The organism is Christiangramia sp. 3-2217-3z (assembly GCF_051195275.1).
In the GTDB taxonomy this organism is placed as follows: domain Bacteria; phylum Bacteroidota; class Bacteroidia; order Flavobacteriales; family Flavobacteriaceae; genus Christiangramia; species Christiangramia marina.
The window spans coordinates 327,678-350,916 of sequence record NZ_JBNJLI010000004.1 but is presented as its reverse complement, the minus strand read 5'-3'; the positions used below and the strand labels follow the sequence as shown (position 1 = coordinate 350,916).

Below are 23,239 nucleotides of genomic sequence, written 5' to 3'. Positions count from 1 at the left end.
ACACTTCAATCATGAAAAATTTATTCATTTTATCAATGTTTCTCGTGGCTTTTCCTTTTTCCCGGATTAAAGCCCAAGTAGAATTTAAAAATTACAAATTGGACACCATTTTTGCTAACGATACAAAGAACGTAGGGCTATTTTTTCCGGAGCCAATCCAACAGGGAATTGCAGGTTCCGATAATTTTGTATTGACCTATAACAGGGAAAAAGAACAGACATTTGCACTGCTTCAGGCAACTCCAGGAAAAGAAAGTAATTTGCTGGTTATCAGTAATTCGGGGGCTGTTTTTTCGTATATTGTAAAGTATTCCGAAGAGCTTCAAAACCTTAATTATTTTATTGAAAAGTCAGGGAGTATCGGCAATGTGAACAGGGTGGTGGTTGATTCTGAAAATGTTAAAATCGAGACTGATTTACTTCTCAATGCTGAAATAAAACCATCATTGAATGACCGACTTTATCTCGATAAGTTTAGTTCGTATTTGTTAAATAAAAGCGCAACGTCCGCAAAGCTTCGCAAGCGGAATGAAAAAGTTATTTTAAAACTTGAAAATATCGTATTCCATAAAGAGTATTTATACTTTGTGATAGAAATACAAAACAGATCGGCAATTGATTATGAAGTCAATTTTTTAAAGGTTTCGGTAAAAACCCGAAAAAATGGAAAAAAGAAATCCACGCAAAGTTTGATTATGGATCCGGTATTTAAATATGATATGCCGAATAAGATTGGAGTAGGGGAAACCGCGCGTTTTGTATATGTAATGCCAAAATTCTCGATTGCTGATGATAAACTGGTGATGCTTGATTTAAATGAAAAGAATGGCGAACGGAATTTGAAATTGAAAATAAAACAGCGTTTCATTAATAATCCTAATTAGTACTGAATATGAAAAATTACTTATTTATTTTGGTTCTGGGTATTTGTGTTTCCTGTTCGGAATCTCAGATGAGCCCTGCGATGACTGCTCAAATAGTCGTGGAGAGTTTTTATTCCAAGGATAACTCCCAGCTGAAAAAATATACCACTTCAGCAAGTTATGAATCCTTTCTTTCTGTACAGGATATGTTTGAATCTCAAAATTCATCTGCATCAAATTTCAAGTTGCTGGACGAATCTTTGGATGATAAAACCGCATGGGTTAAATTCAGTACTAATTTTGAAGATAATCCCGAGACCTTTAAGCTGATCCAGGAAGATGGAATGTGGAAGGTTACGGAGACTGGGGTGAGGGAAAAGAGTCCATTCTAAATTATTCTTTCCCTGAACTGGGTTTGCTTCTAAATCTACATCATACGGAAAAGAAAAACCTGAAACTTCATTACCGGTCAGCCATGCTTGATGATCTTGGGATTTAAGCACTACGGGCATTCTTTTTTTATTGTTATGAATCTCGCTCATAAACTCATTAGCTTCGGTCGTAACGATAGAGTAGGAGTTTACTAATTCATTATTCTGAGGATTCTTCCACGCGGAATAAATTCCGGCAAAGGCAAAACTGTTTATTTAATTTTAGCAACTAATTTCATAAAGTTTTGCGATATTTGTTCTTCCATTTCCTTTGTTTCTTCTATATCATTTAAGAATGATATAACCGCTTTTAGATCCATTGATTTTACTATTCTGCCATTATGTTTAATGAAAGGACCGTCAGTTTCTGTAAGCATTTTTTCTTTTGGCACACGAGCTATAATTTTTTTACCTTTTTCAGACTTTACCATGGCTGTGTTAAAGGAGAAAAAATATCCTGAATCCACTATTTCATCAATTAATTTTAACCCTCCAGAATACCAGTGGAAAATAGCATTTTGGATTTTATATTTTCGAAGCATCTCCAAGACTTTTTTTTCTGCATTCCTAGAGTGGATACTTAAAATTTTTTTTTCCTTTGAAACAGCTTCTAAAATCTTATTAAAACTATCTATTTGGATCTCTTTTGTTTCAATCCCTTCTCGCGAAAAATCGAGGCCAATTTCACCTATGTAAGAGGTTAATTTTAAAGACCTATAAAACTCCGGAAACTCGCTGGAATGATTTAAAGCCATTAATGGATGCATTCCTAAAGCAAGACGAACCTTTCTTAAATTTCTTGTGTGACGAAAACCCATGTTGAAGTGGCTAGGTAAATTTGTCATTCCAATTGTTATGATATTCTGCTTTTCCAACTCCTTTATTACTAAATTGGGATTGGGATATAAATCTATGTGACAGTGAGTATCAATTATCATTTATGCCAATTTCATTTTTAATAAAGTCGTTCCCTTTATCTCTAAAAAGTTTTAGCACCTCATCTTTAGATCGTAAAACCATTTCTGCATAATTTTCTAAATCATTAGTAGGAACGTTCCCATTGACTAAAATATCTCTCTTCATTTGCTCTTTGTCTATATTTTTCTTCAAAAAATTGATTAGGGCCGGCAGATCAACAAATCTGTTTCTGCTTACCGCTTTTTCAACATAGCTCCCATATAGTTGATCATCATTATTGTTCTTATGTAATGCTGCTCTCCTGTATATACATGGCATACAAACTCCGCAATGGTGTGTTCCAGTTCTATTTTCCCAATTTTCCTTATGGTTGGATTTTCCACAAGAAGTAGATTTTGGATGAATTTCCTCAAGGAAAATGTTATTTTGACATTCTTTAACCATTTCCCCTTTGGTTTTAAAACGATACGGGTTTTCAAGGGCTACTGCAATTTCAAGGTTATATAACAATTGTTGTAGCTTGCCTAATACAAAAGGATGAGTTGTGCGAGTGCTTAAAGAACTAACTCTGGAAGGGGTCAAAGGGTAATTAATGGATATTGTACCATTCTCTGGAATAATTAAATTAGAAGATGGAGAAAGAAGACAACCTAAACCTATAAAAAAGAATGACCTACTTCTATAATTCCCCTCTGTTTTAAACTTATCTCCATATTGATTCACTCGCTTTAAAGCTAATCTGCTTTGTATCCAATTATTTTTTACCTTATCAGGATATTTTTCCACTAAGGAGCGAAATAATATTTGTTGATCCCTATTCGGCCCTGAAGAATAAAAATCAAAATGAGAAACTAACAAAATTTCTTCATCATTATTTAACTTTTCCAAATGGTCAATAATTCCGATTAGTGAATCTAAACCACCAGAAAATAAGCTGGTCACTTTTATTTTATCAGTATTAAAAGTTTTTCTTTTCTTATTCCAGCGACCTTTTTTTTCCAAGAAACAATTTTGAATAGGATTGTGTACAAAATTTATTTTCCAGTGATCTCCTGTTAAGAATTTTAATGATTCTTCAAGTAATGATTCTTGACCTTTCCAGATCGAGATATTATAAACTGGTAAAACTACTTCAATTTCCCTGGACCATCCATCGTCGGAATAATATTCTCTATCTAAAAGATTATCTATGCCATAGACTAAAGCGGATATTAAAAAAAAATCAAATCTAGGAGACTTGGTGTCCCTTGTTAGATCATAGATATCCACAAAATTATTTAAGACTAAACCTACTTTCTGTTCCTTACCGTTTAAAGCATTAAAGGATAAAATAATATTAGAAAATTTGCCGATTTTCGCTTCGCTGAGATGTACTCCTACTTCCATAATTACTCAAAAACAATTAATATATCCTGTTGTAAGTTTTTAATCAATCTGTCGGCTTCATCCGAGCTCCAATCAATACTCTGTAAAGTTTTGGTACGCTGGACATCTCTTAAACTTTCGAAGATGTAATCTTTGATCTGTTTAAAAAGGTTAGTGCAATCAGATGGATTTTTATCCCTAATTAGTTTTTCATAAAACCATTTATCCAAATGTTCGTAGATATAGTAACCGAAATAAGTTATAAGTATATCTTCTGAAGTAGTAGCTTCAAATTTACTTTGTAGCATTGCTTCCATTTCATCAATATTGCCCGCATCTGAAACAAGCTCTTCAAATAGTTTTCTAGTTGCTTCTTTTGCGGCTATCTCATCTATAGTTGAAGCAGAACCGGAACAATACTGGATCAAGTGATTTATAATATCAGAGACAGTTTTATCTTGTAGATCAGTTAATCCGGTACTTCTTAAGGCTTCTCGGAGATTATTATCCGAACCTGTAAAAGAACCAAAAAAACCGCCTATTTTTTTTGCTGTTCTTATGCCACTTTTACCGGCAATTTTTGAGCCTCCGCGGCCCGCTTTACTTGCTCCACCAACTACAGAGACATAATTGCGTAAAATCTTTTTTCTCTTTTCTACAGGAAGCGTAGTAGAATCGCAGCTACTAGTCATAACTGTACTCAGCTCCTTCCAGTTGGGCATCATAGCATGTCTCGTATCTGAAAAGGATTTTGATGTTCCCATTTTGTTACTTTTTTATGTTGTATGCTTTACTAGCTCTGCTTTTATTATCCTTAAAAAATTCTGTCAAAAATTCTCCTAAAACAGGATAGTCTTTGAACTCTCTTAAACCAACTCCAGTAGCTGGTTCTAAATCTTCTTTGTTAATAACTCTCAATGTTTCAATGTAAAAAGATGCTGCATTTTCATCCTTTTCTTTTAGCAGTTGGTGAAATATTTCAAAGACAAATTTCTCTTTTGGATTCTTTTTTAAAGTATTGGACAGTAGATTAAGAAAAGAATCTTTCTCGAGTTGTGTGAGTTGAGAATATTTATCTCCTAATATTTTTTTCCTTGTGCCGGTAGGCATTTCCTGATTTAGTTCATTAAAGAGAGCTTTTACGATCGGAGAAATTAAACTAGTAGCAGATATTGAATTCGCAATACGATCTCTTGATAGCCAAAAATAATCCCGCAAATCGATATTTGAAATTTTTGGTTCAACCTGTAGCCACTTGATAATTTTTTCTTTACTCCAGTTTGGCATGCCGTTACTTTCAATTTCTTGAGCTTTATTTTCAATTCCTTCATCGTTACAGATTTCTTCTAAGAGAAGTATTTCTTTGGGTTTTCCTTCCTGATCTAACTGCCAATCGAATAGTTGTCTAAAAAGCCTCAATTCAGAGTATTCGAGTATCATAAGTTTAGCCAGAATGGCCGAACTGAAATCATTCAACCTAGCTACATCTGAAAGTCTTTGCCTAATAATATACGTGTTTAGAAATCTTTTTATTTGTCTTGGGTTGCCATATAGGCTTTGCGTAATTAGTGGAACTAATGAAGGTATGGATATAATATTAGTTTTTACTTTTTCAAAATCGTCAGAAGTAAGGTGAGGCTGCATATTGAGAAGACCGTAAGCAGAATACTTATCCTTCAATTTAAAATCAAGAAAATTTGTATGAATAGTTTTGAATTTATCATCCCCCAATTCTCTTTTACATATCAACATGGAAATGTAAGTTTCAACTTCTGGTTCTGAAAGCTTCGGCAGAGAATATGGTAATTGTATTAGTTTTTCCAGGTAATCTTCTATAATTCTGGAATTATCATCTTGAATACGATTAGAATTTCCATATTTAATTTCTATGGCATGTCTTACTATTCGTGGATCAGCACCTATAATGAATGCAGTTTTAGGAACATTTACAAATAATTTAATGGCTTCTAAATTTTCTATTATTCTCTCAGGTTTACACCGGTCCAAGTCATCAATAATAACTACTAATCTTTTAAAATTAGTAGCCTCCAACAAATCTTTAAAATCACTTCTGAATTCAGCGACTGGATTAACATTAGATTTTTCTTCATGATTTTCCTTTGTCAAGGACTGAAAAAATTCATTTCCCTCGTCTGAATTTAGTCTCTCAATCAAACCTTGAGGACTGTCAATATTCCATTCTGCTAGTTTTTGCATAGCAAAAGGGGCTAAGCTAAGTCCACCAGTAAAATAAGCTGAAACAGCTGGTAATGCCACATTTTTCATAACCAAACCTGCTCCTCTCATCCAGTTTATCGACTTCCAAAGTTTTCTAGCTTTGGTTTTTACAGTCTCTCTAATTTCTGGACTTAATTTTTTGTTGTTTTCCAGTTCTTTTATAATAGAATCCAGAAGAGCGGCTTTTGCATCATCATAACCTTCAAAGGTCCAGCCATTGAAATATATGCTAAGAGTTTCGTCATCATTGTTTGCTCCCTCAGGATCTTCAAATTTCTCCTTAATGATCTTAAGGATACTTGATTTTCCGCTTCCCCAATCTCCAAAAACACCAATTGTAATAGGTAATATTGAATCGTCTTTAATTACATCTGTCAAAAGATCAGCATGTACTTTAAAACCTAATAAATCTTGAGATGTCTCGTTGTCTGACCACATTCTAATAAATCTTTATTTTACTATATCATACTATTTTTAAACACTTCCTTCAACAATCCCAATCTCTTCGTCCGTCAACTCGTAAAGCTCATAAACTAGCCGGTCAATTTCTGCTTCTAAAGAAGAGGTGTCGGCGGTGAGGTTTTGTTTTTTTAAATTCAGGATTTTATCAATTTTAGCAAGAAAAATCTCCTGTTGAGCTAAAGTTGCTTTTTTAATTGGTAATGCTCTACATTGGCCAATTTTGGCTTTTGGAAAAACGTCATCTCGTTCCGAAAATTTATTTTTAAAATAGAATCCTAGTAAGATGGAGTTGAGCAGAGCAAGCACGTATTTAGCTTCAAAGAATTCTTTAACCAGAAAAACATGGGCAGTATTTTTTACAGTGTAATCTTCATCTGTAAAGGAAGCTATTAGAGAGGTTTTGCCAGGTATTTCTCGTATAATTATTCTGTCTCCCTCAAAAAATTTAGAATCTCGTGGGGCAGCCAAATTTTTACCATATAAAATGTAGTCTCCTTTCCAGTTAATGGCATATTTTTCTACTTCCGAGCCAGAGATATGTCTTCTATATTTTTCATCGATTTGTTCTGACGAATTGAAGACCTTTTGTAATCTATCTTCTTGCGACTGTGGTGGTTTTCCTTTACCTGTTTCATATTCCTTAATTCCACTTGAAGATTCACAGATTTCATCCAGTAGAACGGAATCTTCTTCCATTCTTTTAATAATTTTCCGACTTTCGGAACTGGTTAGAAAATCAAAATAGTAATTATCGTTTTGTTCAAAATCCGCCTGGAGAGAAGAGCCATGAAGATATATTTGTTCATTCTTGCTAACCAAACATCTTACTTCATTGACATTTATTTTGGGTAAGGAAGTAGAAATAACAATAGTATCTACAGTAGCATCAGGAAAAACACCAATCGGTGTATCTATTATAAAATTAATTTTTGAGCTTTGAATAATGAATTCTCGAATCTTCGAATTATTCAGATTATTGGTTAGGGAATTAGGAACAATAAAACAGAATTCCCCTTTGCCAATTAAAAGGTGAAAACCAAGGTCAATGAATAGAATAAAAAGATCTGATTGATATTCGGAAGTGCTGTATTTTTTTAGAAGATATTTTTTCTCGTCCTGTTGCTTTATGTCTCTAAAGTTAACATACGGTGGATTTCCAATCACCATATCAAACCCTACATAGTCACCATCATTGTTTAATATTTCCGGGAATTCAAAGCGCCACTCAAAAGCATTTTCAAATATCTTGTTGTCTTTGATCTCCTGTATTTGGGTTTCCAGCTTACCTGCTTCTGTAGTGAATTTTTTCAGCTTTTTATTCCAGGTGGCTTTTTCCCTTTTGGACATTTCAAACATCTGGGTCTGATTGCTCATCAAAAATATTTCACCCTTTACTTTCTGCAGCCGTTTTACTTGGGGGTCATTGGCAGAGATCTCGCTCCTAAAATCGTTCTTGATATCGTGGATGATCTTTTCCATCTCCCGCTTTTCTTCTTTTGTACGGGCATTACGGTAAGTATCTACCGCTATACGATAACTGTCTATATTCCATTTGCTATCCTTCAACGCCTTACTTAAGTCGGCATCCAGGTCAAAACGGCTGATAAGCGAATTCCCGCATTTGATATTGATATCGATATTCGGTAGCGTCTCAAGTTCTGTTTCGTTCTTATAATAAGCATTCTTCAACAACTCGATCCATAAACGTAGTCGGCAGATCTTAACGGAGTTCGGGTTAATATCCACTCCAAAAAGGCAGTTTTCAATGATCTGCTGCTTTTCGTGGAAAAGAGCTTCCTGTACCCGTTGGCTTTCCTTTGCAGTTGGATTATATTCAAAGAGTTCCCCGTCTTCATCGGTTACGATAAGTTCATCGTTCACCACTTCCACCTGATATTCTTTCAGTCTTCTTCCTTGGCGGTCCTGCAGGATATTCAGGTCATTTTTAATGGCGATCATCTCATTAAGTGCAGATACCAGAAAATGCCCCGATCCCACCGCGGGATCGCAGATCTTTAGAGAATTTATAAGCTCATTGGCTTCCTTACGGTCTTCTATAAGATCATACAATTCATCCAGGTCTTTACAGTCCCAGCTTTTGTTTTCGTTGAACTTCTGGACAACCGCTTTCCTAATCGTCTCTCGGCACATATACATGGTAATAAAACCCGGTGTAAAAAAAGAACCATCTTTATAACCATTGATTTTTTCAAAAATAAGCCCAAGCACCGAGGCGTTGATGAGCGTTTTATTATCTTCCTGTATGGTTTCGCCGCCCTCACTGCTAAAATCGTAGGCATTTAGGAATTCAAATAAATATTCCAGCGCATTAAGTTCCCCGCTGCGTTTTTTACCTTTTTTATCTTTCAGAACGGTGGCGCTATAGATAGGCAGTGTCTTATCATCACGAAGATTACTGATAAACAATGTGGCGTGCTCAATATCTGTAGGCTCAAAAAGCGAAGAATTCAGGTAAGGAACTTTTTCAAAAAGTGCTTTTACATCTTCGTTTCTTTCAGAATATTGCCGCGCCAAAACCTGGAAGAACAAACTATTAAGATCATCATAATTGTGGATCCTGTCAAGGCTCAAAAATTCGTATGATTTATCACCTTTATGATAAGTGATCAACTGCGCTTCGAGCAGTTTTAAGAATAAGATTCTGTTAAGCCAGGTAATGCTTAGTTCCAGTCCCACATTGAACAATCGTTCTTCTTTGGTCTCCCCAAATTGCGACGGACTCTCCAAACGGCCTATCTTATCCATACTGTCCAGCTGGATGATCGCGTTTTCCAGAAAAGAGCCGGAGTTACGCTGACCTTCCTTTTGCCTTTCAATGATTTTTTTGCCGCCCTGTTTGGTTTCGGTAAGGCCAATGATATGCAGCAACTCCCCATAAAAACGTTTGTCCAGGCTATTACTGTCATTCATGAACGGCAGTTTTAAAAGGTGCTCGGGTGATAATAGCTTAAATAAAGAGATAAGTTTATTATCGTCTTTCGGGTTGTTGTTTCGAAGCGGTCTTTCATAATTGCGAATATCGAACCAGGTGAATTCCACCTCCTGCTGCATTTTAGCAATAAAAGGCTCGGCTATTTCCTTATAGAAGAAGTCAGTTGTTTTCCCAGCCAGCCTGCCCGCTTCAAAATCTTCAAACTGTTTTACCAGCTTTTTGTTTTGAGCAAAAGCTTTTTCAAAAACATTTGCATTGAAGATAAACCACTCATTTATATTGGTGGCGATCACGTATTTAACCTCCAGATTCTTTTGAATAATTCGTTCCCGAAAATAATATAAAACAAGCTCATGGAAAGCCTTTACATTAATCTTCTCTTTACTGAGCATCTCTGCCCGATTAGTAGGCTTCTTAGCTTCGATAATAACCCCCACCGCACTTTTAGCCTTGTTCCCGTTATGGATCACCAGGTCGTTACGCCCTTTAGTATTGATATAGTGATTGGGATCGTAATAAGTCTTCTTTAAAAAATCTATGACCAGGTTCTTGTGAAACTCTTCAGACTCGGTGTCATTTGTTCTGTCCAGCAACTCCTTAAGATTCTCTTTGAATTGCTCTATCTGGGACCGATTGGGCTTTACCTTAAGGAAAGCTTTGTTAAGAGCCTTCCGTGGTTTAAGTATTTGTAGGTTCGCCGAATTGATTTCCTGTTCAGGCTGCATGCAGAAATGGGTTATTTTTTGGAGCAGTGCTTAGGGAATACTGTCCATTTGTAATTGCATTAATTTTTAACAATATATAAAGAAGATTCAAAACCTTAACATTGGAGACAAAAAAGCTTTCAACATGTAAAAGTTGATAGCTATTAAGATGAAAAAAGCTTAATTATCATTGAAAATTTATGAGTGAAAGGATCATTTGTGCTAAAAACGGATGTAAATAAAACTTCAAATAATTGAAATGAACTTTGCAACGTCATTAATTTTAGGAGGCAAGGTATTTATAGTAGAAGCTTATTTAATTCTGAAAGTTGAATGATTTCTTAAACTATCATAGTAAACTCAACTGCTTCAATTCAATGTCAGAGTATTATTTTAATGTCTTAAAGTTAATTTCAGTAAATTAGAAGTCAAGTTGAAGACAGCGGTATAAGGAGCGGCCAACACCTGGCAGATGATGGGGGCGGGTCCGGCTGATAAAGACAGTGCTGTTGGATATTAATCTGCAATCAAGTCCTGGTTTTCCGGGACTTATTTTATGGGGGCGCGAGGGCGAAAGCTATCAAGCCTCCTCCTTTTTGAGTCTTACTTAAAAATTCGTTTATCAAAAGGGAAGTCTGTAATGCTGATAATTTTTATTTTTTTAAGATCCTTATGATGCGGATTAATCAAAAAATTAAAATCTCCCTTCACTACTGCTGAAGGTACTTTGAGAACGCAAGTATTACCATCATCTATAAAATCGTCTCCAATTTTTTGTGTATGTATCCCTTGAGGATGGTCATTCCAATCTAATGGAAGTTTATCGCTTTGTAGGGTGTTGATTTTTATAGTATCAGGGATTTCAAGCTCTATCATCATATAATCACTGGGAATGTTTGCCAGTGTTAAATGAACTGCCACTTCTGCCATAGCCAAAGCCCTGCTTTCGGCGGTATAAATCATTTCAGTGCCTTTGGAGTTCCAGCGATTTCCGAATCTGGCTGCTCCTTTACCGTTTAGATCCCGTGCATATTTTTGTTTCGATAACCTAAAAACCTTCATTATGCAAATATTCCATGGTCAATCCTGTTTAGTTCACCCATTACCAGTTCCTTTCCGTAAGAATCTTTTAGGAGTTCAGCGGGTTTTAAATTACCCAGTGCATAGGAGGGTGTGTTGAGCCAGGAATAAAATTGATCTGCTGAATCAAAAACTTCTTTCCCGAATTGGGTTACTTCCGCCAGTTCAATAATTTTTTCAGTATGAATAGGCTTAAAATAATAGTCCTTTTCTTTTTTATGTCGTTGCAGCGTCTTCACCGAAATATTCAGAAATTCCGCCCAGTCATTTTCTGAAAAGGGGGTGACTTTTTGAATTTCGTTAAAAAGGGAATAGGGAAGTCCTTTTCTAATCGCGTGGATGATCAGCATTTTATCCTGAAAAAAATCAGAATAGGTAATGTTCTTATCCCGTAAACTTAGCTTACTGGATTCCCTGACTGATTTTGCATATCTTTTAATAGCTTTATTTACCAGAGTTAGTGATGCGGAACTGTCTTTCTCTTCGGTAATCATAATAATGAATATTTGTCTATAAAAATAAGACAATTGTCGTAATAAACCAATTTTATTATTCTATAATAGATTGCGCTTCCCGATAAATTTTTTCAAAATTGTCATCAAGATCCTGTTCCGAGAATTTCTGTTTTGGTATCGGCAATTCTTTTCGAAGGCTGGGTATTCCAAATTTTATCTTTTGTTCTTTCCCGTCTGCAAAGGAGACAAATTCACCAGGTTTTAACCGAAAAAATAAATCGGCGCGTATTTTTGAAACCTCCCTCTCGCTTCGGGTGATGCGGGTGTCGAAGTTTAGGTTTTCGCTTTTGCTAATACTGATACTTTCTCTTTTTACTATTTCAAAAAATCGCTCATAATATTTTGCTGTGTCTGGATCATTCACTTTTCCGAAGAATTGATAGGAAAGATTGCTAAGAATTGCTTTGCTGGCCTTATCGCCATATAGCATATCATTCTGAATTTTATCCTGCATCACATACACGGTGGAAATATTATAGCTGCGTAAAGTAGCGGGAATACGGTGCATGTTTAGTAACCGGATTGTAGGTGCTTCCTCCATTAATATAAAGGAAGGTAATTTTTCGTGTACACTCATTTGTTTGGTGATTGTGTGGATTATTGTGGCAATAATAGGGGAGTAGGCTGATTCAAATTTGGGATTGTTTACTACAGAAATCACACCCGGTTTTTCAGGATTATTGATATCTAATGGTATCTCATCTGTAGAAAGAACCATAAATATATTTTTGGAGCTTATTTTTTTAAAAGCATTGGAAAGCGTGCTCTTAACGGAAGCGGTTTGTCTTTCAGATTCTACTCCTCCCAGGAAAGCATTTGCCATAGCCTGTGAAGTTAAGTTCGAATTTAAAAAATTGACTAACTGGTATGTGCTTGCATGCTGGTAAAAACCTATGAGGTGGGGCAAAGTGCAAAACCGTGGATAATCGGTTTTAAGTTTCCAGATTAGGCCTCCTATAATACCTTCTGCAGCATCATTGAAGAACTTGGAACTTCCGCCTGAAAAATCTTCTTTTTTCTCCAGTAAGTTCTCTAAAAGCAAACGTGAGATCTCGTTTACACTTTCTACATTTTGCATATAGCGTGGGGCTATTGGATTAACACGGTTGTAAATAGTATCAAAGGAAATCATGTAAAACGGTACATTGCTTTTTTTAAAGAGGGGATAAGCGATCTTTGAAAGTTCAAAATTTTTATAGTCGTGTATAATTCCGCAGAAAGAATGTCTGCTGAAATGTTGAAGAAAATGAGCGACTACGCTTTCTGTCTTGCCGCTGCCGGCAGAACCGATAATAGATACCCCACGCCGAATATCACGAATTTTTATATATCCCTTAGCTAAGGAAGCATTGATCCGGTATTTTCGGGAATTAGCCGAATTGGGTTTATTAATACGTTCATTCAAACAAAAGTTTATAATAGCCAGCGGAAAAAAGTAGCGGCCTGCCATTTGAAAAAATAAATCAAAATCGAAGTGGGTGGGGAAAGTCAGGAAAAATAGCAAACAGATAAATGAGAGATTTATCACATAACCCCAACGTGTATATTTCAGCGAAAAGTAAAAAATACCAGCGGCCCAGCAGTTAAAGAACAGTATAAGAGGAAAATTAGATAACATATACTTATTTTTAATATCCGATCGAGCTTGATTTGAGACCGGTTTCAATAATTTTTTTCAGTTGCTTATAAGCAAAACCCACTTTATTCTGGGGCAGATGTAATATGGGGAGTTGCAATCCTGTTTCTCGGAGCATTTTAAAAGCTATTTTCTTTTCATTCATAGCTAAATTCATAAGGATGGAGAAGTAATTCTGAGGATTTTGAGTAAAGGTTTTTCTTGCCATATAGCTTTCCACATAATTCCGGTTGTAACTGAAAAGCCGGTCAAAGCTTTTCTCAGCACTTTTAAAAAAGCGATCCCTTTCAAATCCACGTTTCACATTCTTACCATGCATCATTACTTCCGACGCTTTGTATTTGCTGCCGGGGGATAGGCTGTAGGAATTAGAGGCGTCCTTTCTGCTCACGACTATATGGATATGGGTTTGCAGACCTTCCTTTTTCATTCCTTCTTCAATAGGCTGTCCCTGGATTTTATAGGGCGCGTCCCTGCTAAGTTTTTTTATCTCATTTTGAATACTGTTCATATTCCCTGATACTTCGCCACGTGCAACCTTCCTTAGTTTATTTTGTAAGTGAGCTATTTTATTGGAATAGGGGGCATTTTCCTTAATGGCGGTATCATAGCTTTTATAGGTGCGTTGATGCTCAATTTTCGCATAATATTTTATGTCATTTATATGTATGGGGCGTCCGTTTATTTCTCTGTTAAAAGCACTGGCATATTCTTTCATTAAATCACGTACATAAGTTTTGAGTTTTTCAGGATTATTATGAATATGTTTTAATTCGTACTGGCTTGGGTTAACGGTAATGGAATAGTATTTAGGTTCGGTTTGTTTTAATTTTGCTGTGTTTCCATCTATTTCTTTGATCACTTCATAAGGCCTTATCTTATCATCATATTGATTAAAAAAATATTCATTTTCCTGCAGGTTTTTTTCCTGATTCTCCTTTTCGAGATAGATTACAAAGTCCCCGACGCTTTGTGAGAAAGAGCCCCCTAATTTTTGGGGAGAAATTGAGATATACATTATGAATTATGTTTTATAGAAACTTTAAATTGTTCAAATTCTGAGCGAGGTATATTCAGTTTCAAATAATCAGGACCAAAGCTGTTTGATTTTATTTCTATTTTATTTAAGAGGTATTCCAGATCTTGCCTTGAAGCCTTATTCGATTCTTGGAGACGAATTATTTCCTGGGATAATTCTTCTCGGTTTCTGGGATCAGAATCAATCTGTTTTTTAGTTATTTTCGTTTGAACATTCTTTCCCGATATGGCATGATTCCCTGCCAATATCTGTAAAATGACAAACGAAGGCTGAATTTGCGTTTTCTCGATATTTTTTAAAATTGCAATTAGTCCATCAATTCGTTTTTTGATTAGGTTCTCCAGGCTTACTTTGGAAGGGCTTAAAGTTTCAAATGGGGACAGGTTATTTCTTTCGAAAAAGTCTATCATTAATTCTAATGCTTCCGAATTTTTGGTACCATTTTTCTTTGCAAAATCTCTAAACCGCTTTGCAATGCTAAGTTTTACTTTTAGTCTCGAAATTATCTCCATGGTTCCTGTTTTTAGATTTTATGGTTCGGTCCATCATGACTCTCATTGAGCTTTTCAGATGTAGGGGCCCCTGATACTATTTTTATGGTTCCTAAACAATCAGCATAAAATTATAAACAACTGATAAACAGAATGTTGTATAATGATTACATGTCTTAACATCGCGCAGCGTGTTATCCTCTTGCTTTACCATTTTGTCCCGAGTACTCGGGACAAAAATTTCAACTATTAAATAGAATTTAATAGCCTTTTAGATGTCCGAATAATGAATTGTACTTTTTAAGAAGCAGAAGTTTATCTTCTTAAATTAATCTCATGAATTAGAAAGATTGATTGCGAATTTTTCAAATAGAAAACCGGGCCTTAAAGATAAAGACCCGGTTAAAATTTTGTTTTTGATTTTACAAAAGACCCTCATCGGCAAAACTAAAATAGTCGCCATCTGGAGTTATTATAAGATGATCAAGGAGTTTAATATCAAAAAGGATCGCAGCATTTTTTATTTTAGTAGTGAGGGCTTTATCCGCATTACTTGGAGTTAAGGTGCCACTTGGATGATTATGCGCCAGAATAATAGAAGTTGTCAGGCTTTTTAAGATAACTGCAAATACAATACGTAGATCCACTAGTGTTCCGGTAATTCCTCCGGTAGAGACTTCAAATATTCCTTTTACTTTATTGGCGTTATTTAAAAGCATAACCTTAAAGCATTCCTGCAGCCCTATTTGATCCTTGTTCCAGGAACAGAATAAAAGTTCGGTTGCACTTAGGGAAGAAGTTATTTTAGGTGCCTGGCTTATTTTAAAATTCCCCTGATATTTTATCGATATTTCATTAACTTTGGTTTTCATGTTGATCTTGTTTAATTGGATTAATAATGAAAAGAGGGCGGATCTTTGAGCAAGGCCGCCCTCTTTAATTTAAAGACTAATTGTTATTATTACTGGCATTTGCACCCAGTAGAAGAATTTCGCTGGCAAGAATTTCCGTTACATGTCGTTTCTCACCTTCTTTGGTTTCATAAGAGCGGGAAGTCAGTTTGCCTTCAATAGCGATTTCTTTTCCCTTACCTACATAATTTTCAACGATTTCGGCAGTTTTACCCCATGCCACAATATTATGCCATTGGGTATTCTGCACTTTCTCACTATTGGAATTTTTATAAAATTCATTGGTGGCAATTGAAAAACTGGCTACTTTTTTACCGCTTTCAAGGTTCTTGATTTCGGGAGCGTTCCCTACATTTCCGATTAACTGTACTTTGTTTCTAAGTGTACTCATGATTGAAAAAATTTAGATTAAAATATTTATGAATCCCGTTTTCACCCACGGGTAGGTTTAAAAATTTACTTATTGTATCCTGAGCGTTTTCCTTTTTTGATTTTTTAACTTTCTTTCCGCTTCAGTTTTATGGATTTGATACGATTTCATGATTTCTGATTTAAAATTTACTTCCCGTAGTGCCGTCGCTGTTACCTTTTTTGATGCCGATACAGTTTCATGATTTAGAATTAGAGAGGAGTTATAAAAGGGAAAGCGTAGCCGACCGGTTATGCACTCCGGCTAACTTCTAAATCATGGTATTTTGCATGACAAAAAAGGTAAATCGGGATGGCTGGGTAGTAGTCTTAAATAATTATGAGGAGTATGAAAAAATTTGAAGTGGAAGAAAGATTATTATAATATAACAATCCGGCGGACTCCATTCCCCTTTTAGAATTTTGATAGCAGCGCACTATTTTCTTTCATTATGAACAGTGTACGAAACAGAAATGGAAAGGGGGATGGTGTCCAAGACTTTTTTTGTGAAGCTCTTTTCTCGGAATGTAGTGATAACGAAATGCAGGGGAATGTGCTGAACTAGTATTATTTGTATTCAAATGAAATCAAATGAGATCAATTAAAATGGGGTGTCAAAAATAATGTGATTCTGTACCTATTCTGTACCCCCTAAAAATAATAAAGGCTCTCGATTTCTCGAAAGCCTTGTGTTTACTGGTAGCGAGAACGAGATTTGAACTCGTGACCTCCGGGTTATGAATCCGACGCTCTAACCAACTGAGCTACCTCGCCTTAACAATTTTGCATTTAAAAGAAGCTTTCAGAAGCCTTGCTATTTAAGACCTCGCATGATTTCTTTAATGCGGGTGCAAATATAAAAACAATTTGTATTGTCGCAAACTTTATTTTCTAAAATATTTATTTTGATTTCTTTTAATCCTTCTAATTAATATCTATATTGCCCGAAACTAACTAATTTAGAATGGAAGAAAAGACAAAATACGAAATGGAGTTTCCAATTCAGGCTTCTCCTTCGCTATTGTATCAATATATTTCGACTCCCTCAGGTTTAAGCGAGTGGTATGCAGATAACGTAAATTCCCGTGGGGAATTTTTTACTTTTATTTGGGAAGGTAGTGAGGAGAAAGCCAAACTAATGAGTAAGAAAAGCGATGAACGAATCAAGTTCAAGTGGGTTGAAGATGAAGATTCGCCATATTTTTTTGAATTAAGAATACAAGTGGATGATATCACCAAAGATGTTTCCCTTATGATTACAGATTTTGCTGAAGAGGATGAGATCGATGAAGGAAAAATGTTATGGGAAAATATGGTTTCAGATCTAAAACAGATATTAGGTTCTGCCTAGAAAAGTCTTAAGATAATAGTACCTTTGCCCCGTTTTAAACGGGGTTTTTTTATGATCAATTTAAATGGAAATATAGTTCAGGATTCAGAAGCTAATCTTTCAGTTCTCAACAGGGGTTTTGCTTATGGAGATTCAGTTTTCGAAACTATAAGAGTTATTAATGGAAAAATAATGTTCTGGGAAGACCATTATTTTAGAATGATGGCTTCCATGCGAATTATGAGAATGGAAATCCCATCCAGCTTTTCACCAGAATTCCTGGAGAAAGAAATTGTTAGCATCGTTGAGAAAAATGATCTTAATGAAAAAGCTGCAAGAGTACGATTCGCCGTATACCGTGAAGAAGGTGGTTTTTATACACCTGCAACCAGAGAGATCGCTTATGTGATGACCGTAGTGGAAATGGAGAACTCGTTTTACTTATTAAATACAGAGGATTACGAGATCGAATTATTTAAAGATCATTATGTGGGTAGCGGACTGTTATCAACGATCAAGTCGAATAACCGTGCGGTCAATGTTTTGGGAAGCATTTATGCTAAAGAAAATGATTACCACAACTGTTTGCTTCTTAATGAGAAAAAGAGCGTAGTCGAAGCTCTGAATGGTAATCTATTTTTAGTTTCAGGTTCCAAAATCAAAACGCCACCACTTACAGATGGTGTTTTAAACGGAATCATTCGGAAACAATTACTGGAGATTATCAAAAAAACTGAAGATTACGAATTAGAAGAAGCTTCAATTTCGCCTTTCGAATTACAAAAAGCTGATGAACTCTTTATCACTAATATTGCGGTTGGTATTCAGCCGGTGTCGAAATATCGTAAGAAACACTACGAGTCGACTGTAGCTAAAAGCCTGCTTAGTAAGTTAAATGTAAAAGCAAGGTTGGGCTAATTAGTTGTAAGAAGGGTTCTCTGGTGAGTTTGACCATAACATGTATTCACCGCCTAATTCCAGCATTTTATCCTTCCAGAAGGAAGAGTAGGGCTTTTCAAGAAGGTCCTTGTTATCCTCGTTTGCAGTGACCACCCAGGAATGAGAATTTAACTCATCATCAAGTTGCTGTGCATCCCAGCCTGAATATCCTAAGAAAAACTTTATCTGCTTATCTGAAATTAGATCTTTAGAGATAAGTTCCATAACAGCTTCAAAATTACCACCCCAGTAAATTCCATGAGCGATCTCAATACTATCAGGGATAAGATCTGGGATTTTATGTATAAAATACAGATTATCCTGTTCTACGGGACCTCCATTATAGACTTCAAAATTCCCCTTGATTTCCGGGATAAGATCTTTAAGTGTGAAATCAAGAATTTTGTTCAGGATGAATCCAACCGATCCGTTTTCGGAATGGTCGGCAAGTAGAACCACCGAGCGATTAAAAGAGACATCTCCAATTATGGATGGTTCTGCAACGAGAAGATGGCCCTTGGTTGGTTTCAACGCAATCATTTGTAGCAGTCTTTAGAACTAAACTATATTTTTTCTGTTAAAAATGCAATACATATCTAAATATTTTAGATAAAAAAAGCCTTCCTAAGGGAAGGCTTATGATATTTACAATGCAAATTATTAGTTCACAGCTTTTTGTAAATCAGCTCCGGCTTTAAATTTCACTACGTTTTTAGCAGCGATCTTGATAGTTTTTCCGGTTTGTGGGTTTCTTCCTTCACGAGCAGCTCTTTTAGATACAGACCAAGATCCAAATCCTACTAATGATACTCTATCTCCTTTTTTAAGAGATTTTTCAACGTTTTCTAGAAAAGATTCTAGTGCTTTTTTAGCTGCTGCTTTAGAAATTCCAGCATTCTCAGCCATTGCGTCGATTAAATCTGTTTTGTTCATAATTTGAATTTTAAATTAATTGTTGGTTAAACATTCTGTTAAACTGGTTTACAAATTTATACGGATTTCCCGTCCACGCAAGTAATGACAAGGGAAAAGCCTGTATTTGTTGATAACTCGGTTGATTTGTTAATAAAGATAATTGTTTTTTATTAAAATGCAACCAAATCAGCATTAATAAGGGTTCAGCGCATTTTCGCTTTTTCTGAGAATTTAAAGCCATTCAAAAGTGAATGAGTTTCCATTTTACGTTTTCCAGGCAATTGGATCTGTTTAATTTCAATGAAACCGCCATGCGCAGCAACCAGCAATTGCTTTTCTTTAATTAGGACCTTTCCGTAGAAGTGATCATGTTCTTCTTTATGGCTAATTACATCGTAGATCTTTACAGTCTGTTCCTGCGCATCACCATTATCTAAATAACACCAGGCAGAAGGGTAGGGATTGAGTCCGCGTATATGATTGTATATTTCATTTAAAGGTTTATCCCAATTGATCTTGGTGTTCTCGCGATTCAATTTTGGCGCTTCTCTAAGCATTGCGGAGTCTTTCTGTGCTATTGGCTTGGTAGTTCCTTCAGAGATAGCTTTTAATGTTTTTACAACCAGCCCTGATCCTTTGTTCATCAATCTATCGTGTATGTTCTCCAGGTTTTCATGTTCCCCGATAATAACAGATTCCTGCATGATCATGGCGCCGGTATCAATTTTTTCATCCAGGAAGAAAGTGGATATTCCAGTTTCTTTCTCACCATTCATAATCGCCCAGTTAATTGGAGCAGCTCCCCGGTATTGAGGTAATAAGCTCGCATGTAAATTGAAAGTGCCAAATTCAGGATAGTCCCATACAGATTTAGGCAGCATTCTAAATGCTACAACTACCTGCACATTTGGATCGATTTGCTTTAACTCTTGTTGAAATTCTTCAGATTTAAGATTAGTAGGTTGTAGAACTTTAAGATCTTTAGAAACAGCAAAAGTCTTTACGGCACTTTCTCTTAACTTTCTTCCTCTGCCAGCTGGTCGATCTGGAGCAGTAACCACTCCAACGACATTATAGCCGGCTTCAAGAATTGCTTCAAGGCTTTTCAAGGCGAATTCCGGAGTTCCCATAAATACTATTCTGAGATCAGTCATTTATTGATATTTTGTACTTGTTAGTTATCGTTTTTTGTAAAATGCCTCGCTCTACCAGTAACCGTATTACCTTTAGAATAGAGGATTCTTTATAGTTTAATAGAGAAGATATCTCTTTAGTGTCTAATGCCCTGGATTTTAATAATTTTTGTAGCGCCAGAAAAATTTCATTCATTTCATCACGACTTAAACCATCAGTTTCAGCATTGCAAACCGAACACCTGCCACACTTTTCAGGCTTAGTTTCTCCAAAATACTTCAGCAACTGTATTTGTTTACAAACCTGGTCATTCTGGACGAAATCGAGCACCGCCGATATCTTTTCTCTTTTTGTTCTATTGTATTTGGTTATAAATCCAGAAACAGGATTTAAAGTGGATTCATCTTCCCTGGGTACCAGAAAGGTGATAGAGGCGTCATGTTTGGCAATCGAGAACTCTATGATTTCCTGTTGCTGTAAGTCTTCAAAAAAGCTCAGACATTCATTTTCCTGGAGATCTGCTTTCTCGGCTACAGATGACATATTAAAGTTGACCAGGTTATCAAATACACCACCATAGTTTCTTAACAGAGTTCTTAAAAGGTGCGCATATTTTGGATTGTCATCAAGATAAATTTCCAGTTGATCCCCGCTTAATTTTATCATTATTTCAGTTTTCTTCTGAAACTGCTGAGACAGTCTAAGGACACTGCAACGATCTAAAAGTTGTAACGCGTTATAGGTCTTACCTGAAATTAAATGATATTGATTACAGAAGCTGGCAAAATTAAAATCATACACCTGATTTTCACCTTCACCATATGCTATGCTGAAATAAGCGTTTAGTTTTCTATAGATAAATTTGACATCTTCAACAGACGCGAGATTGTTTATAAACTGATTCCTTAGAACTGGAATGTCGCCAGCATTGGTCAGTATAACGGCTTTAGAAATCTCTCCATCTCTTCCTGCTCTTCCTGCTTCCTGAAAATAGCTTTCTAAACTTTCAGGTAGATCAATATGCACAACGGTACGAACATCTGGTTTGTCAATACCCATTCCAAAGGCAGTTGTTGCAACCATTACACTGGTATCGTTGTTCATCCATGATCTAAACTTTGCAGTTTTGTCCTCCTTTTTCATTCCGCCATGATATGCAGCGGCCGTAATCCCATTCTTATTAAGAAAGTCTGTAATCTCCCGGGTGGCATTTCTGCTTCTTACATAAACAATGGCAGAATCATTTCCCAGTAGCCTCGTTAATCGAAAGTATTTATCTTCAGTTTTGACAACCTCGTAGAACAGATTGGTTCTTTCAAATGATTTCTTAAATACTGCCCTGTTCTTCAACTGAAGCTGCTCGCAGATATCTTCCACTACCATTTTTGTTGCCGTAGCCGTAAATGCTGCCACAGGTACTTCAGGTATAATTTCTCGAACTTCTGAAATATTACGATACGCTGGCCTGAAATCATGTCCCCATTGAGAAATACAATGTGCTTCATCTACAGCAATCAGGTTCACGTTCATTTGCTTCAGTCGTTCTTTAACAATATCCTGCTGAAGCCTTTCTGGAGAGAGATATAAAAATTTAAAATTTCCGAAGATGCAATTGTCAAGGTTTCTATCCAGATCGGCATAAGAAATTCCGCCAGTAATAGCCATCGCTTTGATATTCTTTTTTTGAAGAGCCTGTACCTGGTCTTCCATTAAAGAAATTAGCGGTGATACTACCACGCAAATTCCTTCTTTTATCATCGCTGGTACCTGGAAACAGATAGATTTCCCACCACCGGTAGGAAATAAGGTCAGCGTATCCTGACCATCGAGGATAGCCTCGATCACTTCCAGCTGTGAAGGCCGGAATTTCTGGAAGCCCCAATATTTTTCTAGAATTTTTAAAGCTTCCGTTTGCAAAAGATTTATAGTTGGTTCAGTATAAATTTAGTTCTTTCTGCCACACTTGATTTAGGAATTTCAATAGGACTATAGCCAAAGCGTCTGTAAGTGTCATACAAATATTCTGAAATTCTTATCGCTTCTTCATAGGTTTCGTAACGCTCATTATCGCTTTTATAAATCTCCTTCCATGGTGGTAAGATAAAAACTTTATCATAGGTATGCTCCTTACAGGTCGCATTAAATATCTCGGGATAAACAGTGTTAAAATAATCCATATAGGCAACAACATCGGGCAATCCACGATCTAGAAAGATGCGATTTGCTGAGGAATTAGAAGCTTCCTTAAACTGATTTAATCTCCCTTCAAGTAATTTTTCACTGAATAGCAAGGGCTGCTCCAGGAAGAGCTGATCGATACCATCTCTTTGTGCTTCAAGGGTTACCTGCCTGGAGATCTCATGGATACAGTTTTCTCCTTTAGCTTCCAGTTCGTGTATAATGGAAGACTTTCCAGTACCGGGTCCACCGGTAATAACAATTTTCATAGTTTTCACCCGGCAAATTTCGGTAAATGAATTTGATTATAAAAATGTTGTCTTTCCTTGTATCTTTGTGATAAAAGAAGGAGAAAACTATGAGTGATTCGACAAATCCGGAGGAATTTTACGCAAAACTTAAAAAACAGCTTCAGGATACTGCCATGTGGCCTGCAGAATATCTTTACAAATTTATTGTTCCTACAAAAGGGGAGAAGGTAACACAGGTTGAGGATATATTTGATAACATGGGAGCTGTCATCAATACCAAACAATCTAAAAAAGGAACATATACCAGTGTTTCCATTAATGTTAGGATGAAAGATCCTGATCATGTGATTGAAAAATATAAAGAGGTGGCTGATAAAGTTGAAGGGGTTATTTCTCTTTAAAGATCGCACAATTGCGCTATTTTCTTGTCATTCTTACTGAATATTTAGTATTTTGCACGCAGGAGAAAACTTCTAT

22 protein-coding genes, 1 tRNA gene and 1 pseudogene are annotated in these 23,239 nt (G+C 36.0%); 5 read left to right on the top strand and 19 right to left on the bottom strand.

The genetic code is table 11. The features are described 5' to 3' along the window. Window positions 1-35: 35 nt before the first annotated feature. Complete coding sequence (locus ACSHZO_RS09845; RefSeq protein WP_298247282.1) at window positions 36-884, top strand: DUF4138 domain-containing protein; 849 nt, start codon at window positions 36-38, stop codon at window positions 882-884. 8 nt (window positions 885-892) lie between these two features. After that, window positions 893-1,255, top strand: a complete 363-nt coding sequence (locus ACSHZO_RS09840; protein WP_298247258.1) for a hypothetical protein — start codon at window positions 893-895, stop codon at window positions 1,253-1,255. A gap of 27 nt (window positions 1,256-1,282) precedes the next feature. Here the strand turns inward: ACSHZO_RS09840 and ACSHZO_RS09835 are convergent. The 14 genes and pseudogenes from ACSHZO_RS09835 to ACSHZO_RS09770 form a co-directional block, all read right to left on the bottom strand. Next, window positions 1,283-1,510, bottom strand: a pseudogene (locus ACSHZO_RS09835) (SOS response-associated peptidase family protein); the annotation flags it as partial. Continuing rightward, window positions 1,507-2,232, bottom strand: a complete 726-nt coding sequence (gene qatD / locus ACSHZO_RS09830; protein WP_298247257.1) for a Qat anti-phage system TatD family nuclease QatD — start codon at window positions 2,230-2,232, stop codon at window positions 1,507-1,509. The gene qatD and the pseudogene ACSHZO_RS09835, both read right to left, overlap by 4 nt. After that, window positions 2,222-3,598: a Qat anti-phage system QueC-like protein QatC gene (qatC, locus tag ACSHZO_RS09825; protein WP_298247256.1), complete on the bottom strand. Its 1,377-nt coding sequence runs from the start codon at window positions 3,596-3,598 to the stop codon at window positions 2,222-2,224. The genes qatD and qatC overlap by 11 nt, the downstream gene beginning before the upstream one ends. 2 nt (window positions 3,599-3,600) lie before the next feature. Continuing rightward, window positions 3,601-4,341 (bottom strand): hypothetical protein, encoded by a 741-nt coding sequence (locus tag ACSHZO_RS09820; RefSeq protein WP_298247255.1) that lies wholly within the window; start codon window positions 4,339-4,341, stop codon window positions 3,601-3,603. A 4-nt stretch (window positions 4,342-4,345) separates the two neighbouring features. Beyond that, entirely contained in the window at window positions 4,346-6,253 is a 1,908-nt protein-coding gene (locus ACSHZO_RS09815) for a KAP family P-loop NTPase fold protein (RefSeq protein ID WP_298247254.1), read from the bottom strand. A 36-nt stretch (window positions 6,254-6,289) separates the two neighbouring features. Then, on the bottom strand, window positions 6,290-9,955 hold the full coding sequence (locus ACSHZO_RS09810; protein WP_298247253.1) for a DUF7149 domain-containing protein: 3,666 nt from the start codon (window positions 9,953-9,955) through the stop codon (window positions 6,290-6,292). Between the two features lie 582 nt (window positions 9,956-10,537). Next, complete coding sequence (locus ACSHZO_RS09805; RefSeq protein WP_298247252.1) at window positions 10,538-10,996, bottom strand: RES family NAD+ phosphorylase; 459 nt, start codon at window positions 10,994-10,996, stop codon at window positions 10,538-10,540. Beyond that, a complete protein-coding gene (gene parS / locus ACSHZO_RS09800; RefSeq protein ID WP_298247251.1) occupies window positions 10,996-11,508 on the bottom strand; it encodes a type II RES/Xre toxin-antitoxin system antitoxin in 513 nt (170 codons plus the stop codon). The genes ACSHZO_RS09805 and parS overlap by 1 nt, the downstream gene beginning before the upstream one ends. Window positions 11,509-11,563: 55 nt before the next feature. Next, window positions 11,564-13,147, bottom strand: a complete 1,584-nt coding sequence (locus tag ACSHZO_RS09795) for a type IV secretory system conjugative DNA transfer family protein (RefSeq protein WP_298247250.1) — start codon at window positions 13,145-13,147, stop codon at window positions 11,564-11,566. Window positions 13,148-13,157: 10 nt separating this feature from the next. Beyond that, complete coding sequence (mobB, locus tag ACSHZO_RS09790; protein ID WP_298247249.1) at window positions 13,158-14,183, bottom strand: MobB family relaxase; 1,026 nt, start codon at window positions 14,181-14,183, stop codon at window positions 13,158-13,160. Then, entirely contained in the window at window positions 14,183-14,716 is a 534-nt protein-coding gene (locus ACSHZO_RS09785) for a BfmA/BtgA family mobilization protein (protein ID WP_298247248.1), read from the bottom strand. The genes mobB and ACSHZO_RS09785 overlap by 1 nt, the downstream gene beginning before the upstream one ends. 401 nt (window positions 14,717-15,117) lie before the next feature. After that, complete coding sequence (locus ACSHZO_RS09780) at window positions 15,118-15,567, bottom strand: JAB domain-containing protein (RefSeq protein WP_298247247.1); 450 nt, start codon at window positions 15,565-15,567, stop codon at window positions 15,118-15,120. Between the two features lie 76 nt (window positions 15,568-15,643). Next, a complete protein-coding gene (locus ACSHZO_RS09775; protein ID WP_298247246.1) occupies window positions 15,644-15,997 on the bottom strand; it encodes a single-stranded DNA-binding protein in 354 nt (117 codons plus the stop codon). 715 nt (window positions 15,998-16,712) lie between these two features. Further along, a tRNA-Met gene (locus tag ACSHZO_RS09770) sits at window positions 16,713-16,789 on the bottom strand. 190 nt (window positions 16,790-16,979) lie between these two features. Here ACSHZO_RS09770 and ACSHZO_RS09765 point away from each other — a divergent pair. Together ACSHZO_RS09765 and ACSHZO_RS09760 are read left to right on the top strand one after the other, a co-directional pair. After that, window positions 16,980-17,366: an START-like domain-containing protein gene (locus ACSHZO_RS09765; protein ID WP_141877870.1), complete on the top strand. Its 387-nt coding sequence runs from the start codon at window positions 16,980-16,982 to the stop codon at window positions 17,364-17,366. A gap of 51 nt (window positions 17,367-17,417) precedes the next feature. After that, complete coding sequence (locus ACSHZO_RS09760; RefSeq protein WP_298247245.1) at window positions 17,418-18,263, top strand: aminotransferase class IV; 846 nt, start codon at window positions 17,418-17,420, stop codon at window positions 18,261-18,263. Here ACSHZO_RS09760 and ACSHZO_RS09755 read toward each other — a convergent pair whose 3' ends face one another. From ACSHZO_RS09755 to ACSHZO_RS09735, 5 genes are all read right to left on the bottom strand, one after another. Further along, entirely contained in the window at window positions 18,264-18,824 is a 561-nt protein-coding gene (locus tag ACSHZO_RS09755; protein WP_298247244.1) for a YqgE/AlgH family protein, read from the bottom strand. A gap of 120 nt (window positions 18,825-18,944) precedes the next feature. Beyond that, window positions 18,945-19,217 (bottom strand): HU family DNA-binding protein, encoded by a 273-nt coding sequence (locus ACSHZO_RS09750; RefSeq protein ID WP_006990442.1) that lies wholly within the window; start codon window positions 19,215-19,217, stop codon window positions 18,945-18,947. A gap of 185 nt (window positions 19,218-19,402) precedes the next feature. Then, complete coding sequence (gene fmt / locus ACSHZO_RS09745) at window positions 19,403-20,353, bottom strand: methionyl-tRNA formyltransferase (RefSeq protein ID WP_298247243.1); 951 nt, start codon at window positions 20,351-20,353, stop codon at window positions 19,403-19,405. Then, the gene (locus ACSHZO_RS09740) at window positions 20,346-22,250 is read right to left on the bottom strand and encodes a RecQ family ATP-dependent DNA helicase (protein WP_298247242.1); all 1,905 of its coding nucleotides are present in this window, start codon (window positions 22,248-22,250) and stop codon (window positions 20,346-20,348) included. Before ACSHZO_RS09740 ends, fmt begins: the two co-directional genes overlap by 8 nt. Window positions 22,251-22,255: 5 nt before the next feature. Continuing rightward, window positions 22,256-22,789, bottom strand: a complete 534-nt coding sequence (locus ACSHZO_RS09735; RefSeq protein ID WP_298247241.1) for an ATP-binding protein — start codon at window positions 22,787-22,789, stop codon at window positions 22,256-22,258. Between the two features lie 80 nt (window positions 22,790-22,869). Here ACSHZO_RS09735 and ACSHZO_RS09730 point away from each other — a divergent pair, with 80 nt between their 5' ends. Then, entirely contained in the window at window positions 22,870-23,163 is a 294-nt protein-coding gene (locus ACSHZO_RS09730) for a DUF493 family protein (protein ID WP_295179161.1), read from the top strand. Window positions 23,164-23,239 lie beyond the last annotated feature (76 nt).

Bases quoted from the DNA above. Each gene is read 5' to 3' on its own strand.
- ACSHZO_RS09730 (WP_295179161.1), top strand. From the start codon at position 22,870: ATGAGTGATTCGACAAATCCGGAGGAATTTTACGCAAAACTTAAAAAA.
- qatD (WP_298247257.1), bottom strand. From the start codon at position 2,232: ATGATAATTGATACTCACTGTCACATAGATTTATATCCCAATCCCAAT.
- ACSHZO_RS09765 (WP_141877870.1), top strand. From the start codon at position 16,980: ATGGAAGAAAAGACAAAATACGAAATGGAGTTTCCAATTCAGGCTTCT.
- fmt (WP_298247243.1), bottom strand. From the start codon at position 20,353: ATGACTGATCTCAGAATAGTATTTATGGGAACTCCGGAATTCGCCTTG.
- ACSHZO_RS09805 (WP_298247252.1), bottom strand. From the start codon at position 10,996: ATGAAGGTTTTTAGGTTATCGAAACAAAAATATGCACGGGATCTAAAC.
- mobB (WP_298247249.1), bottom strand. From the start codon at position 14,183: ATGTATATCTCAATTTCTCCCCAAAAATTAGGGGGCTCTTTCTCACAA.
- ACSHZO_RS09755 (WP_298247244.1), bottom strand. From the start codon at position 18,824: ATGATTGCGTTGAAACCAACCAAGGGCCATCTTCTCGTTGCAGAACCA.
- parS (WP_298247251.1), bottom strand. From the start codon at position 11,508: ATGATTACCGAAGAGAAAGACAGTTCCGCATCACTAACTCTGGTAAAT.
- ACSHZO_RS09810 (WP_298247253.1), bottom strand. From the start codon at position 9,955: ATGCAGCCTGAACAGGAAATCAATTCGGCGAACCTACAAATACTTAAA.
- ACSHZO_RS09780 (WP_298247247.1), bottom strand. From the start codon at position 15,567: ATGAAAACCAAAGTTAATGAAATATCGATAAAATATCAGGGGAATTTT.
- ACSHZO_RS09815 (WP_298247254.1), bottom strand. From the start codon at position 6,253: ATGTGGTCAGACAACGAGACATCTCAAGATTTATTAGGTTTTAAAGTA.
- ACSHZO_RS09845 (WP_298247282.1), top strand. From the start codon at position 36: ATGTTTCTCGTGGCTTTTCCTTTTTCCCGGATTAAAGCCCAAGTAGAA.
- ACSHZO_RS09840 (WP_298247258.1), top strand. From the start codon at position 893: ATGAAAAATTACTTATTTATTTTGGTTCTGGGTATTTGTGTTTCCTGT.
- ACSHZO_RS09820 (WP_298247255.1), bottom strand. From the start codon at position 4,341: ATGGGAACATCAAAATCCTTTTCAGATACGAGACATGCTATGATGCCC.
- ACSHZO_RS09750 (WP_006990442.1), bottom strand. From the start codon at position 19,217: ATGAACAAAACAGATTTAATCGACGCAATGGCTGAGAATGCTGGAATT.
- ACSHZO_RS09785 (WP_298247248.1), bottom strand. From the start codon at position 14,716: ATGGAGATAATTTCGAGACTAAAAGTAAAACTTAGCATTGCAAAGCGG.
- ACSHZO_RS09795 (WP_298247250.1), bottom strand. From the start codon at position 13,147: ATGTTATCTAATTTTCCTCTTATACTGTTCTTTAACTGCTGGGCCGCT.
- ACSHZO_RS09775 (WP_298247246.1), bottom strand. From the start codon at position 15,997: ATGAGTACACTTAGAAACAAAGTACAGTTAATCGGAAATGTAGGGAAC.
- qatC (WP_298247256.1), bottom strand. From the start codon at position 3,598: ATGGAAGTAGGAGTACATCTCAGCGAAGCGAAAATCGGCAAATTTTCT.
- ACSHZO_RS09760 (WP_298247245.1), top strand. From the start codon at position 17,418: ATGATCAATTTAAATGGAAATATAGTTCAGGATTCAGAAGCTAATCTT.